General features: G+C 50.1%; 11 protein-coding genes. 5 read left to right on the forward strand and 6 right to left on the reverse strand.

From position 1 onward, the window contains the following. The first annotated feature begins 10 nt into the window (after positions 1-10). Entirely contained in the window at positions 11-565 is a 555-nt protein-coding gene (locus MCB1EB_RS05760) for a hypothetical protein (RefSeq protein ID WP_045362213.1), read from the forward strand. Between the two features lie 106 nt (positions 566-671). Then, complete coding sequence (locus MCB1EB_RS05765; RefSeq protein WP_081953457.1) at positions 672-1172, forward strand: DUF4385 domain-containing protein; 501 nt, start codon at positions 672-674, stop codon at positions 1170-1172. A gap of 60 nt (positions 1173-1232) precedes the next feature. Here the strand turns inward: MCB1EB_RS05765 and MCB1EB_RS05770 are convergent, their stop codons facing one another. Beyond that, positions 1233-2774, reverse strand: a complete 1542-nt coding sequence (locus MCB1EB_RS05770) for a Fic family protein (RefSeq protein WP_045362211.1) — start codon at positions 2772-2774, stop codon at positions 1233-1235. A gap of 213 nt (positions 2775-2987) precedes the next feature. On the opposite strand from MCB1EB_RS05770, the gene MCB1EB_RS05775 reads away from it, so the two are divergent. Next, entirely contained in the window at positions 2988-3839 is an 852-nt protein-coding gene (locus MCB1EB_RS05775; protein WP_045362210.1) for a pirin family protein, read from the forward strand. Positions 3840-3937: 98 nt separating this feature from the next. On the opposite strand, the gene MCB1EB_RS05780 is transcribed toward MCB1EB_RS05775, so the two are convergent. The 4 genes from MCB1EB_RS05780 to hemC form a co-directional block, all read right to left on the reverse strand. Then, the gene (locus MCB1EB_RS05780) at positions 3938-5149 is read right to left on the reverse strand and encodes a heme biosynthesis HemY N-terminal domain-containing protein (RefSeq protein ID WP_045362208.1); all 1212 of its coding nucleotides are present in this window, start codon (positions 5147-5149) and stop codon (positions 3938-3940) included. A 3-nt stretch (positions 5150-5152) separates the two neighbouring features. After that, entirely contained in the window at positions 5153-6259 is a 1107-nt protein-coding gene (locus MCB1EB_RS12370; protein ID WP_052393631.1) for a uroporphyrinogen-III C-methyltransferase, read from the reverse strand. An 18-nt stretch (positions 6260-6277) separates the two neighbouring features. After that, complete coding sequence (locus tag MCB1EB_RS12375; RefSeq protein WP_052393630.1) at positions 6278-7084, reverse strand: uroporphyrinogen-III synthase; 807 nt, start codon at positions 7082-7084, stop codon at positions 6278-6280. 69 nt (positions 7085-7153) lie between these two features. Next, the gene (gene hemC / locus MCB1EB_RS05790) at positions 7154-8143 is read right to left on the reverse strand and encodes a hydroxymethylbilane synthase (protein ID WP_045362205.1); all 990 of its coding nucleotides are present in this window, start codon (positions 8141-8143) and stop codon (positions 7154-7156) included. 335 nt (positions 8144-8478) lie between these two features. Between hemC and MCB1EB_RS05795 the strand changes: the two genes are divergently transcribed. Next, complete coding sequence (locus MCB1EB_RS05795) at positions 8479-9354, forward strand: Rpn family recombination-promoting nuclease/putative transposase (protein WP_081953456.1); 876 nt, start codon at positions 8479-8481, stop codon at positions 9352-9354. A 340-nt stretch (positions 9355-9694) separates the two neighbouring features. Continuing rightward, entirely contained in the window at positions 9695-11107 is a 1413-nt protein-coding gene (gene argH / locus MCB1EB_RS05800) for an argininosuccinate lyase (RefSeq protein ID WP_045362200.1), read from the forward strand. Between the two features lie 43 nt (positions 11108-11150). Here argH and MCB1EB_RS05805 read toward each other — a convergent pair whose 3' ends face one another. Continuing rightward, complete coding sequence (locus MCB1EB_RS05805; protein WP_045362198.1) at positions 11151-13424, reverse strand: arginine/lysine/ornithine decarboxylase; 2274 nt, start codon at positions 13422-13424, stop codon at positions 11151-11153. Positions 13425-13549 lie beyond the last annotated feature (125 nt).

Raw genomic sequence — 13549 nt, forward strand, 5'->3', positions numbered from 1 at the left:
GGGAAAAAATATGTCACTTATCGTTGCGGGACGTTTTGATACTTATGAACAAGCCCAGAAAACTGCCCAACTCTTATTTGAGCATGGCTTTGCAGAAGAAGATGTGACCATTTTCTTTGTAAACCCTCCAGGCCAGCATGATCGCCCGGTAGATGGCACTCATCAAGTTGCAGATCCAAGTTCAAAGTCAATTTATAAAGGCGCGGGCATAGGACTCATGATTGGCGCGACGCTTGGCGCAAGCATCGGCGCCATGCTCTGTACGGTAGTTAGCCTGCCCCTGCTGGTGACTCTAATCGCTGCCTCAGTGGGAGCTTACCTTGGTTCATTAATGGGCGCGATGGCCGAAGCACGAACTTCTAAGCAAGAGCCCGCTTCTGCAAAAATACATGAGTCTGGCGTGCTAGTGGCGATTCATGTCACCGTCAATAACCAGACAGAAGCCACTGCGGTATTGCGCAAGGCCAGCGCAAAAGATATTGAACGCGCGCATGGGCGCTGGAAGCATGGACACTGGAGCGATTTTGACCCTTTAAAAGAGCCATCTCTACCCAAAAATCTTTAACGCAGTGTGCGGTCTCTACCTACATGCTGACAGGTCAAACCATCACTAACGCAGCCTCGCAGCATACTAAAGAAACAAAATCATCTTTAATGATGGGGTTTCTCTAATGGCTTATAAACCTTCTACAAAACAGCATCAAAGAGAGAACTGGAATAAAATTAAGGACGCCTACTCCTGGAACTCTGAAACAGATTATCGATTGCATCCTGAAGAATATAAAGTTGGAAAAGGCGAACAAGGCGTGCTTTTATGCGAGCCCTACAAATCAGAAATTTTGCCTCATTGGCGTTTCAAAGATGCCTCTGTTGCGGAAATAAGCAGCACTAAAATCTTTGAGCTTTTCCAAGCCTATCTAGAAAAAGAAGATTTTGTCGGAGCGGATATGGCGCGCAAGTTTCTGCAAATGGGTTACACGCGTGCGCGCCGGTATGCCAATCATGCGGGTGGGAAAAAATACGATCTGCAAAGCGGCGAAGAATTGCCGCGCGCGCCGGAAGATTCTGTCAAAGCAGAGAGTGCCGCTATTTTTTATAAAAAATGGCAAGCCGCGGAAAATCATGCTTTATATAAGAGAATGAAACAAGATTGGAAAAAAACCTATGGGTAACTGAGAGAGGCTCACAAAATCCTTGACCAGGCAGGAAAGGGACGCACGTGTACCGCAGTTTTATAACCTGGGTTTTGTGTTGAAGATAGTCTGAATGATCTGTACGATTTTTGGGCCGATTTCTGGCTTTTGGAGTAGCGGGAAGCTTTTTCCTAACTTATTGGATAATTTTCCATCGTTATTGCGTACCGACCTAATAATACGGTCAATCTCAGAATCTGGCCCTTCGATGACTTCTTTGATTTGCGCACGTGCGGTGCGCAAATCACGCAAGTCACTGGCTTCTTTGCGCATTTCTTGATTGATAGTTAAATCAACAACTTGTGCTAGATACTCAACGTGCTCTGTTAGATCTGGATAACGCCAAGCTGATCGAGCTTCCTCATAAGCCTTAAACACCAAGTTATAGTGAATGCCATCCGCACCCACCTGTTTAGGCCCAAAGTGGTATTGGTCCAGATAGTACTGCATCAACGGCTTGGAAAATATTTCCAAAACCCGATCATAGCCACGCCGATTAACGGCCGTATTGGTGATGGCCGCGGATATTGGCAGAATAAATGGAGCGGGTAAGGCGCCATCCCGGCGTAATACATCATTAATCAAAAAACGGGAGATCCGGCCATTACCATCTGCCAGTGGATGAATATAAATAAAGCCAAATGACAGTACAACAGCTCTAAGCAGTGGGGATTGCCCAACCGTGCGCTTCGCGAATGCGCTTAGGCCAGCCAACATGGGTGATATGTCATCCCAATGTGGCGCAACGTAGTGTACAACGGGAGCAAAGTTAGCATCGATTGAGCCCACAAATACAGGAGATCTTCGGATGCCATAGTGAGTCGCTTGGGTACCTAAAATTTCAGTTTGCAACTCTGTTAGGACTTCTTCATCCAGGGGATTAGAATAGTAGCCGCAACGTTTCTCCATCACAGCAGCGAAGCGCCTAATGCGATCAGTGTGTTGTTCTTCGCGCTCTAGAGCAAAGCTGGCTGAGCTTTCTTTGACGCTAAGCCAGACAGCACTACGCATTAATAGGTCCTCGCCATATTCGATTTCTAGTTCACGCAAGCGTTGGGCGCAATTATAAATTTCGGCCGTACGTACAATGCTGGTACGGCAAACGATTGGGCAGTAAGCTGGCACGCCAGGTAAGTTATCCCGCACGCGCCAGCGTGCGTTATTGGTAGGCTGAGTAGCGGTGAGGTATAGCTCTTCGTCAAGCGCATTGATGTAATTGCCGACGCTAACACCGCCAAAAGACAGTAGGCGGCCTGTGAGCCATTCGTAGAAAAAACCAGTGCGGCGAGCATACTGGCCGCTTGGTTCACTGTTTATCCATGCGTCTAGCTCTGAAACGGGCAGAACTTCAAACAGGCGAGACAAAAATTCAAGATGAACGCCTTCGCGCTTAAGAGCGAACGTCATATGGCTAGGAAATGTATCGGCTAATTTGAAATGTGCCGGATAAAATTCATGTGTATAGTGCCCTACGAGTTGAGTTGAACGCGCTTTGGCAAGTTGGCTATCTATTCGAAATGGCTGTGCGGGCTCGATGTTATAGCGGTTTGCTAGCCATCTGTAGCCGATCCAATTAGGCATATATAAAATCTTTTTGGCATAAAGTTTTGACTAAACCCTATAATTTTCTTATAAAAATAGCCAAAAATCCATAGAAATATATAATTAGCACTGCCGATGACCTAGCTCAGCCAGTGGAGTTGGGATCAAGGACACCAAACTGTAAGTAAGCAATGAACTGCATTATACTTTTTCAATGCTGCAAATTTTTCTTATGGCAGCTTTGGAGAAGTCATGAAAAAGGTCGTCGGTGTCTATAATGCGCCTAGCCAACATTGGGTTGGCGATGGTTTTCCGGTTCGCTCGTTATTTTCATATCGCAGCCACAGCAAAACGCTCAGTCCCTTTTTGTTACTGGATTACGCGGGACCTACTGAGTTTGCGCCAAGCCACCAGCCGCGAGGCGTTGGACAACACCCACATCGCGGTTTCGAAACTGTAACTATTGTTTACAAGGGCGAAATTGCGCATCACGACTCTACCGGTCAAAGCGGTGTGATCCGATCCGGTGATGTGCAATGGATGACGGCCGCCTCTGGCATCTTACATGAAGAGTTCCATTCCGAAGCGTTCACTCAGGCTGGTGGCGCATTCGAGGTAGTGCAACTTTGGGTTAACCTACCGGCCAAAGACAAGATGTCCGCGCCCGGGTATCAGACCATCCCAAACGAGGTTATCCCTAAGGTCCCACTGCCTAACGGCGCTGGTTCAGTGCGCGTCATCGCCGGTGACTACAGCGGACACGCTGGACCAGCCCGCACGTTCTCCCCTATGAATGTATGGGACATCCGCCTAAGCGCCGGAGCTGCGGTTGAACTCCCCGCCGCAGAGGGCTGGAATACCGCTGTTGTGGTGCTGCATGGAGCCGTGCAAGTTGATCGTCAAGTCAGCACCCGTGAAGTGCAAATGGCGCTATTCGAACGCGAGGGTGACAGTTTCATGCTTGAAGCCAACAGCGATGCGGTGGTACTCCTGTTGAGCGGGGAGCCCATCGACGAGCCGATTGTAGGGCATGGCCCTTTCGTCATGAACACCCGCGAGGAGATTGTCCAGGCACTTAACGATTTCAATAGTGGGCGTTTTTGACAAAGCGCCCGTAAAACCTCTCTTTGGCGGTTTAATGAAGGGAGGGCATAAGCAATTTAAACGCTTTCGGTTCGGGGCTTTACCAGGAACGCTTTAAGCTACAACTGCGCGTCAAACGCCAGCGCGCTTGCCCGATAGTGCGTCCCCGCCTCATTCTGCTGCCCCAGCTCCTCGTGCAAACGAGCCAGCGCCCGATGCACTTCTGCGCGCAACATAGCCCGCCCATCACCGCGACTTGCAAGGCGTAACGCCGTTTCCAGAAAAGCTTGCGCCTTGCCCCATAGTTTTTGCTGCTGGCACAAACAACCTAGCGTAAAGAGTAACTCAGGATCGTCTGGGTGTTCCTGTTGCCACGCCTCTGCACGTTGAATTAAAGGTAATGGATCCTGACCGGCACATTGGCTATAGCGTCGCAACAAGCCACCATCCCACTGCTGGGCAAGCGCTTCTTCGATAATCCGCCGAGCTTCTTTATGCCGCTCTAAAGCAACCAGAAGTTGCGCGGCCAAATCTGCTGTGCGCGGCCGATGTTGTTCCGAGACTGGCAAGCTATGCCACGCCATAAGCAGGGTTTGCGCTTCATGGCGACATTCATGCAAAAGATGCTCTGCTGCCACCTGCTGCGCGCGCTGCCAAGAAATAGCGGATGGGTAAGAGGCCTCTTGTGCATTGAACGTTTTAATAATTTGCAACACTTGCGGCCAATGTTTAAGCTGTTGATGCGCGCGTAAAGCAATATGCCGAGCATAGTACCGGCGCGCGCCCTGTGCCGGCATCTCGCCCAGCGCAGCCAAGGCGCCTTCCGCATCGTGTGCATCAACACGCATTTCAGCGCTAGACATCAGTTTAGCCTCTTGCCACTCGCCTGCGGCTTGCGCCAACCACCCATCGCGCCGCATATATTCGTGCATCTGATGGGCCGCCCGCGCGCCTATGAGAGCCGCGGCGTCTTTATTTTCTGAACTAAGAGAAACTGCCGTACGCGCTGCTTTTTCTGCGCGCGCAAAGCGTCCGGCAAAGAGATGATTTAAAGCAGAGTACAAAGCGTCGTAAGCTTTGGCTGAGCGCGCGCGCATGCGATATAGTGCTAAACGCGCCGGCATTTGGTAGAGGTAAGTCAGCAGACGGATCAATAAGTAAAATGCAATAAATGCGAGCGTCAAGATCGCGCCGAATAAATGCACCGACATATCGATACGATATGGCGCTTGGATAATTAATACTTGCCCAGCGCCCAATTTGCTCATTACTGCAATTAAAACGGCGGCTGCAAATAAGATAGTCAGCCACACAAGCCCTCGAATCGCCATCGCTTAGCTCCCGCTTTTGTGTTGGCGCACAGCTTGTAAGCTGGCTTCTAAACTGGGCAGAGCAACTTCAGCCGCAGCTTGCTCAATTTGTTTGATTGAATCAAGCGCGCTGCGCGTATACGGTGCATGCATATCAAAATAACGCGTAAGAGCGGTTGCCACTGCCTGCACATCAGTTTTGAGCTGGGCGGCATTACGCGCAAACAGCGCTAAGCGCGCCGAGAGTAGCCGTAATTTCAAATTTTCACGCAAAAAATAGCCTTGATCTGGCGCTACCAGTAAAGTATCAGCATGATCTAGCCGACGCACTTGCACAAAACTTTCTAGCTGCTGTAGCAGACCTGCTTTAAAACGCTGCCACCCAATGCGCCACAGTGGTTCCTGGCTATCAGCCGGAGTCTCGCTGATGGTTGCAGGCGCGGTTAGCGGCTCTGCTGCTTCGCCAACCAGCGGCAGATTATCGATCTGCGCCAATACCGCATCCAGTTTAAGTGCAAGTCCCATCAGATCAATGTGCGGCGCTGCTTTTAATGCAGCAAGGTCGCGCCCAAGCGCTTTGCGCACCGCCAATGCCCGCGGCGAAGAACTTGTCGCTAATTGCGTGTCAGCATTTTGTAGCGCGCCAAACACGCGTTGAGGATTGCCGGTGAGTTGCAGTTGTTCATTGGCTAGCACTAAGGTTTGTTCAATCTCAACTAACATCCAATCATCTCGACTTTGGGTGAATTTCTGCGAAAGGCTCTCCAATGCTTGCTGCCGCGCTTGGGTTTCATCCAATTTACCGGTTAACTGCGCCAACTGCATTTGCAGCTGTCGAAGCGCATCAAGCGCTTGCTGACTTTTTAACCCAGCCTCAATGAGTGCGCGCTCATTCGCCTGTTGACGCTCAACGAGCTGCATATTTTCAGATTTAAATTTTTGATGCAATAAATAGCCGCCAGCCAGCCCGCCAGCTGTTGTCAATAACCATATCAACCAAAGCCAAAACGCGCTACGCGCGCGCCGTAGCAGCGGCGCCGCAGATGCGGATAGGAATGGCTGTGCGCCACGGGTGGGTTCCGTCGAAGCTTTCGATGAAGCTGCTTGCGTTACATTTTTATGATCAGTCATGCTTATACGCCTAGAGCGCTAACCTGTAGAAGAAAGTAAAGCACGCGCGACGGAAGTGTCGCACGCGTGACATTGTGTAATCGTAACAAAACCTGCCGCGTAAGCAAATTCAGCAATCCGAGCATGTGGCGCAACCATAGGTGAACGCTTCAGTGCGTTGTGCTCTGTTTCGCTCAAATGAGTCTGAGCGAGCTGATCTAAGTGGCGCACCCCCTGCGAACTGGTTAACAGCCAGGCATGGGACCCTCCCGCCAGCAAAGCGCGCACGCGTGCCCATTGGGTTGACGTAGGCGCTGGCAGCACGCGACGGTATGCGCTCACAATTTCAACCTGAGCGCCATACGCCCGTAATGTCTCCGCGAGCCATTCACGGCCGCTGTCGCCACGCACGATCAGCACTGCTCGGCCACTGAATGAAGCCAGCCCAAGCGTTTGATCTAAAGCTGCGGCCAGTGCTTCAGAATCATACCGCGCTGCTTGGCCCGCAGCCTGACTGCCTGGCGTAATCACACATTGCAGCGGAGCCGTAATACCATGCTGTTTAAGCGCCTGAACACTACCTGGCCCAACCACGCCGATGGGCACGCTCCCCGGCCAGGGTCTAGGCCACAGCGCAGAGGCGAAATCAATCGCCGCCGGCGACACAAAAATCACCAGCGCAAAGCGCTTAAGCGCAGCAAACGCTTGAATCAGCAGTGTATTGTCAGGCGCTGCAGCGATCCCGATTAAAGGAAACTCAAAAGTTTCCATGCCTGCTGTAGTCAAAATCTGCAACAAGCTAATAGATTGCCCGCGCGAGCGGGTCAGCACGGCAGTTCGCGTCATCGCCTAAACCCATTGATCAGTGCAGGACGCAAAATTAACCTCTTCTACTACGTCCACGCGCGCAAACTCTCAATTCGCATCATATACCTCAACAGGGGTACGTGAACTGAGTGCTTGCATAATTTCATGCGCGCCCTGCTTGACTAGCTCAGCGGCGACACTGCGGCCAAGCGCGCTGGCCTGCGCCATTGTAGCTGGGCTTGCCTGCCCTTGAGCAGACACTCTCTGGCTTCCGTCCGGCATGGCGAGATGCGCTGCTAAAGACAAGATCTCGCCATCCCATTGAGCAAAAGCCGCTAAGGGCACCTCACAACTCCCGCCAAGCGTACCCGACACCGCTCGTTCGGCCTCGACAGCAAATGCTGTGCGGCTATGGTGCAGTGGCGCAAGCCAGGCTTCAACTTGCGCTTGATCAGCGCAAATTTCAAGCCCTAACGCGCCCTGCCCAGCCGCTGGCAAACTCTCAGTCGGCTCCAGTACCGCGCGTATGCGCTCAGTCAAATCAAGTCGGATTAAACCCGCAGCAGCGACAATAATCGCTGCATATTCACCAGCGTCTAGTTTCTGCAGGCGCGTATCCAAATTGCCGCGCAAGGGCTGCACCTTAAGGTGTGGATAGCGCGCGCGCACCATCGCCTCACGCCGCAAACTCGAAGTCCCGACTACACTACCCGCTGGCAATGCCGCCAGCGATTCATAATACGGAGACACGAAAGCATCGCGCGGATCCGCGCGCTCAAGAATAGCCGCCAGCTTAAAACCCGCTGGCAACGCCATTGGCACATCCTTTAACGAATGCACCGCAAGATGCGCTCGGCCATCGGCCAATGCGTATTCAAGTTCTTTAACAAATAGACCCTTGCCGCCGACTTTCGAGAGCGTGCGATCAAGAATCTGATCCCCGCGGGTTGTCATGCCCAAAATTTCAATCTGCGCTTCTGGATATAATTTTTGCAACGCATCGCTAACATGTTGAGCTTGCCATAACGCCAGCCGACTTTGCCGTGAAGCAATCACCAGAGTTTTAGGGGTGTCGCATGAAGTTGATTTAGAATGCATTGCAGCACAGGTAGGTTAAAAATGAATGTTAGCACGGGCGCGTTCCCCTTTCACAAAAGTTGCACGCTGGTTTTGCCTAGGTCGCCCTCCTCAGCGAGGCCAAAGCTTATTTAACCCAAGCATTGATAAATAGCGCAAAACTAACCGTGGGAAGCGGCACAGGTCCGGTGCATCATTTTTATCAGTGGTGGTAGACGTCGATAGCTCATTTTTTCGATTATGTGGAACATGCATCCTCAGAAAAATTAGCCATTTAGGCTAGTATTCATTCTTGAGGCATCGCGGCAGAATGTTGAGCATTCTTAACTTCTTGCCGCGATACGTCGATAAACACAATGAATGCTTTATCCATGCCGCATGATGCCTTATTCAAGTTATTTTTGATGGATGTAGAATTTGCTAGAGAATTTCTACAAATCCATTTATCAAATTCTTTGCAACAAGAATTTGATTTCAACACCCTATCTCTCGCTCCAGGCGCATTTGTTGAAGACAATTTAAGCCAACATTACAGCGATATTGTCTATTCAATCCAAGTGATCAACGGTCAAGGCCTAGCCTATATTCTGTTAGAACATGAAAGCACAGTGGGTCAATTAACGCCTTTTAAGCTATGGCGCTATCAAAGCGCCATTATGAAACAACACCTTAATCAAGGTCATGCATTACTACCGGTGGTGTTGCCATTGATTTTTTATCGGGGTACAGGCCCATATAAAGGCCCACTCTGTCTTTTAGAATGCTTCAGACACAAATCAATAGCACAAAAAATATTTGCGTTAACAAACTCAATTCAATTGATTGCTTTATCAGCGATACCCGACGAGGTGTTGATAACCCATAAGCGTTGCGCAGTGATGAGTTTGGCGCAAAAGTACATCCATCGTTGGGACCTGAAACAGCTTGCGCCTAAAATATTTGAGCTCTTTGAGCGTTATCCTATCTCAGTTGAAAAAAGAAATGGCATACTATATTATCTAGCAAAAGAAGGTCGAGGAATCGACAAGCAATTTGTCCAATCTATGATCAACATCGCACCACATTATCGGGAGAATATTATGTCTGCTGCACAATATTTAATTGAAGAGGGTCGGCAAGAAGCAGCGCTTGAAATTGCTAAAAAGCTGCTAGCCTGTAACATAAAGCCAGACCTTATTAAACAAGCCACGCAACTTTCTGACGATAAAATCAAGGAACTCAGTTGCCAATGAATGGTGTGCTGAAATGGCGTCTCTTACGCCAAACGTCAATGAACTCGCCTTTATTATATGGTCTCTGCCTTTTCTAAGCGAGTCAATAATATAATAGACCGACCAATTTTTAAAAATCGATTAGTAGTTTTAGACATTAATTCCAAAGAAATTTAATTGCCATAAATTAACAGATTTAAATTATAAGTTAAATTGCGCCAGTTTGACCCACAGGGCGCGCGCATCCCCCTGAGAGCCCCAAACTGGCCTATTTGTTTCTTTCAGCCAAGCTCTTGCTATAATTCAGCAAATTTTTAAGTTTGTTGGGCTAGCTAGCCCTCCCTCTCTATTTGCGATCTCAATGACCTCTCAACTTGATAAAAAAGTCGAAGCGTGGTCGGCTCGTTTTTCTGAACCGTTACCCGAACTTGTCCAGCGCTATACTGCATCCGTTTTTTTTGATAAAAGGCTGGCCCTCGTCGATATTGAAGCTTCGCTTGCGCATGCCACCATGCTGGCGGAATGCGCAATCATTTGCCTGGACGATTTTAACGACATCAAACGCGGGATGACGCAAATCCGCGGCGAAATAGAACGCGGTGAATTCAACTGGCAAATTGCTTTAGAAGATGTTCACTTAAATATTGAAGCGCGTCTTACGACACTGATTGGCGATGCGGGCAAACGTTTGCATACTGGCCGCTCGCGCAATGATCAAATTGCGACCGATATGCGGCTCTGGCTACGCGCTGAAATAGATCAAATCCACAAATTGCTGATCGAAATGCGGCGGGTTCTCATCGAGCTTGCCGAACCGCACGTAGCTACGATTTTGCCTGGCTTTACCCATTTACAAGTGGCTCAGCCCGTCACTTTCGGCCACCATTTACTGGCTTATGTTGAAATGTTGACGCGCGATAGCGAACGTTTACTGGATTGCCGCAAACGCGTTAACGCCCTGCCCTTAGGCTCGGCTGCTCTAGCCGGCACCAGCTATCCGATTAACCGACAGCGGGTTGCTGAATTACTCGGCTTTAATCAATTGTGCGCAAATTCTCTCGATGCCGTCTCTGATCGAGATTTTATTATTGAGTTCGTGTCAGTGGCCTCTCTGATTATGACGCATCTCTCGCGTTTATCTGAAGAGCTGGTATTTTGGATGAACCCGCGCGTGGCTTTTATTGATTTGCCGGACCGTTTTTGTACCGGCTCTTCCATCATGCCGCAAAAGAAAAACCCCGATATTCCCGAGCTCGTGCGCGGCAAGACCGGCCGCGTCAATGGCAACTTGATTGCATTATTAACCATCGTCAAAGGGCAACCTCTAGCCTATAACAAAGACAATCAAGAAGACAAAGAACCTCTTTTCGATACCGTTGACACTTTAGTGGATACCTTACGCATCTTTGCAGACATGGTCGCCGGCATTCAAGTCAAGCCAGAAGCCATGCGCGCAGCAGCGCTACAAGGGTATGCCACTGCCACCGATTTAGCCGATTATTTAGTCAAGCGCGGCGTGCCGTTTCGTGATGCGCATGAAGCCGTTGCGCATACTGTACGGATTTGTGTCGAGCGCAGTTGTAACCTGACCGATCTTACGCTGGATGAATTACGCAATATCTTGCCAGCCCATGTCGCATTAATCGAGCCAGACGTATTTAGCTACCTAACGCTTGAAGGCTCAGTAGCGAGCCGCCAACATCCGGGCGGTACTGCGCCAGAACAAGTGCAACAGGCGCTCAATGTGGCGCGCAAGGCGCTCTATACAACTTAATCTAGCCCGCCCGCTATCCGCTGCACAGCGAGCGGATAGCGCATTATGAGCTGCGCACGCAATCGACAAAATAAACTGCGCGCCCATCCACAACCTCAGTCACCAGGCCATGAATATCCGTATAAAAACCTGGGAAACGCTGATTAAACTCACGCGCAAATTGTAAATAACGGACAATCGCGCGGTTAAAACGCTCGCCTGGGATGAGTAGCGGAATGCCCGGCGGGTAAGGCGTTAATAATACACTCGTGACCCGGCCTTCCAGCTCATCAATCGGAACCCGATCAATCTCGCGGTGCGCCAATTTGGCAAACGCATCCGCCGGCCTCATCGCCGGCTCCATATTGGATAGATACATCTCGGTGGTCATGCGCGCCACATCGTTCGACTTGTAGACCGTGTGAATCCGCTGGCACAAATCACGCAGGCCGACTTTTTCATACGCCGGATATTGCGCGACAAACTCCGGCAAGATACGCCATAGGGGCTGATTACTATCGTAATCATCCTTAAATTGCTGGAGCTCGGTCACCATGCTATTCCAGCGGCCTTTGGTAATGCCAATCGTAAACATGATGAAAAAAGAATAGAGCCCGGTTTTTTCAACAATAATGCCGTGCTCGGCCAGATAACGGGTCACGATCGCCGCGGGAATGCCGCTTGCGCCAAACTCTCCATCTACATTCAACCCAGGCGTGATAATTGTCGCCTTGATCGGGTCTAGCATATTAAACCCTTCGGCAAGCTCGCCAAAGCCATGCCAGCGATCATGCGGCGCTAGCATCCAATCTTCACGGTCGCCAATTCCTTCTTCAGCTAAGGCGTCTGGCCCCCACACCTCAAACCACCAATCCGCCTCATGATCAGCGCCCACTTTGCGCATAGCACGCCGAAAATCCAGCGCCTCAGCAATCGATTCCTCAACCAGCGCCGTGCCGCCAGGCGGCTCCATCATGGCGGCGGCCACATCGCATGATGCAATGATGGCGTATTGCGGGCTGGTCGAAGTGTGCATCAGGTAGGCTTCGTTAAAACGATGTCGATCGAAAGAACAATGCTCGGAATCTTGCACGACAATCTGCGATGCTTGCGAAATTCCGGCCAATAATTTATGCGTTGAATGCGTCGCAAACACTAGTGCGCCGGTGCGAGCGCGGCCTGCCCCGATGGCATGCATATCCCGATAAAAAGGGTGAAACTCTGCATGTGGCAACCAAGCTTCGTCAAAATGCAACGTGTCCAGCAGATCTCCCAACAGCTCTTTAATCATTTCAACGTTGTACACCACCCCATCATAAGTGCTTTGCGTGATGGTCAAGATCCGTGGCCGCACCAGAGGATTTTGCTTGAGCACCTCACGCGCAAACGGGTTGGCTTCAATTTTGCGACGAATGTTTTCTGGCTTAAATTCATCCCGTGGAATGGGTCCGATAATCCCGTAGTGATTTCGCGTAGGCGTCAAAAATACGGGGATGGCTCCGGTCATCGTAATCGCGTGTAAAATCGACTTATGGCAATTACGGTCCACCAAAACAATATCATTGGGCGCAACGGTTGCATGCCAGACAATTTTATTAGAAGTCGAAGTGCCATTCGTGACAAAGAACACATGATCGGCACTAAAAATGCGCGCTGCGTTATGCTCTGAAGCAGCAACTGGACCCGTATGATCGAGTAGCTGGCCTAATTCATCGACTGCATTGCACACATCAGCACGCAACATGTTCTCACCAAAAAACTGATGGAACATCTGACCAATTGGGCTTTTTAAAAAGGCCACACCCCCTGAGTGTCCTGGGCAATGCCATGAATATGAACTGTCCGCCGCATAATGAGTCAAGGCGCGAAAAAACGGCGGCGCCAGTGAATTAAGATAGCTTTTCGCCTCACGCACAATATGGCGCGCGACAAACTCCGGCGTGTCTTCAAACATATGAATAAAACCGTGCAGCTCACGCAATATATCGTTTGGAATATGTCGTGAGGTCCGCGTCTCGCCATATAGAAAAATCGGCAAATCCGCATTACGTCGACGCACTTCGGCAATAAACGCGCGTAAGGCAATCAAGGCATGCACAATCTCGCCATTTTCATCCACGCCGCTGGCGCTGATTTCATCATCATCAATCGAAAGAATGAAACACGAGGCACGGCTTGACTGCTGCGCAAAGGATGTCAGATCACCATAACTGGTTAAGCCAAGCACCTCCATACCCTCGCCTTCAATCGCCTCAGCCAGTGCACGAATACCAGAGCCCGAAATGTTTTCGGAGCGAAAATCTTCATCGATAATAACGACGGGAAAACGGAATTTCATTAAAGGGGTTTCTCAAAGACGAGGATAGAGAGTGTCAAGGCATGCATACATGATAGATCTGCCCAGCATAGCCAGCACACAGCGTTTGGTGCAAACTTCAGCGGCCCAAGCCGCACCTTAAACGA

It is taken from the genome of Mycoavidus cysteinexigens (genome assembly GCF_003966915.1).
Taxonomy (GTDB): domain Bacteria; phylum Pseudomonadota; class Gammaproteobacteria; order Burkholderiales; family Burkholderiaceae; genus Mycoavidus; species Mycoavidus cysteinexigens.

Coding starts and splice junctions, on each gene's coding strand:
- MCB1EB_RS05760 (WP_045362213.1), top strand. CDS start 11: ATGTCACTTATCGTTGCGGGACGTTTTGATACTTATGAACAAGCCCAG.
- MCB1EB_RS05765 (WP_081953457.1), top strand. CDS start 672: ATGGCTTATAAACCTTCTACAAAACAGCATCAAAGAGAGAACTGGAAT.
- MCB1EB_RS05770 (WP_045362211.1), bottom strand. CDS start 2,774: ATGCCTAATTGGATCGGCTACAGATGGCTAGCAAACCGCTATAACATC.
- MCB1EB_RS05775 (WP_045362210.1), top strand. CDS start 2,988: ATGAAAAAGGTCGTCGGTGTCTATAATGCGCCTAGCCAACATTGGGTT.
- MCB1EB_RS05780 (WP_045362208.1), bottom strand. CDS start 5,149: ATGGCGATTCGAGGGCTTGTGTGGCTGACTATCTTATTTGCAGCCGCC.
- MCB1EB_RS12370 (WP_052393631.1), bottom strand. CDS start 6,259: ATGACTGATCATAAAAATGTAACGCAAGCAGCTTCATCGAAAGCTTCG.
- MCB1EB_RS12375 (WP_052393630.1), bottom strand. CDS start 7,084: ATGACGCGAACTGCCGTGCTGACCCGCTCGCGCGGGCAATCTATTAGC.
- hemC (WP_045362205.1), bottom strand. CDS start 8,143: ATGCATTCTAAATCAACTTCATGCGACACCCCTAAAACTCTGGTGATT.
- MCB1EB_RS05795 (WP_081953456.1), top strand. CDS start 8,479: ATGAATGCTTTATCCATGCCGCATGATGCCTTATTCAAGTTATTTTTG.
- argH (WP_045362200.1), top strand. CDS start 9,695: ATGACCTCTCAACTTGATAAAAAAGTCGAAGCGTGGTCGGCTCGTTTT.
- MCB1EB_RS05805 (WP_045362198.1), bottom strand. CDS start 13,424: ATGAAATTCCGTTTTCCCGTCGTTATTATCGATGAAGATTTTCGCTCC.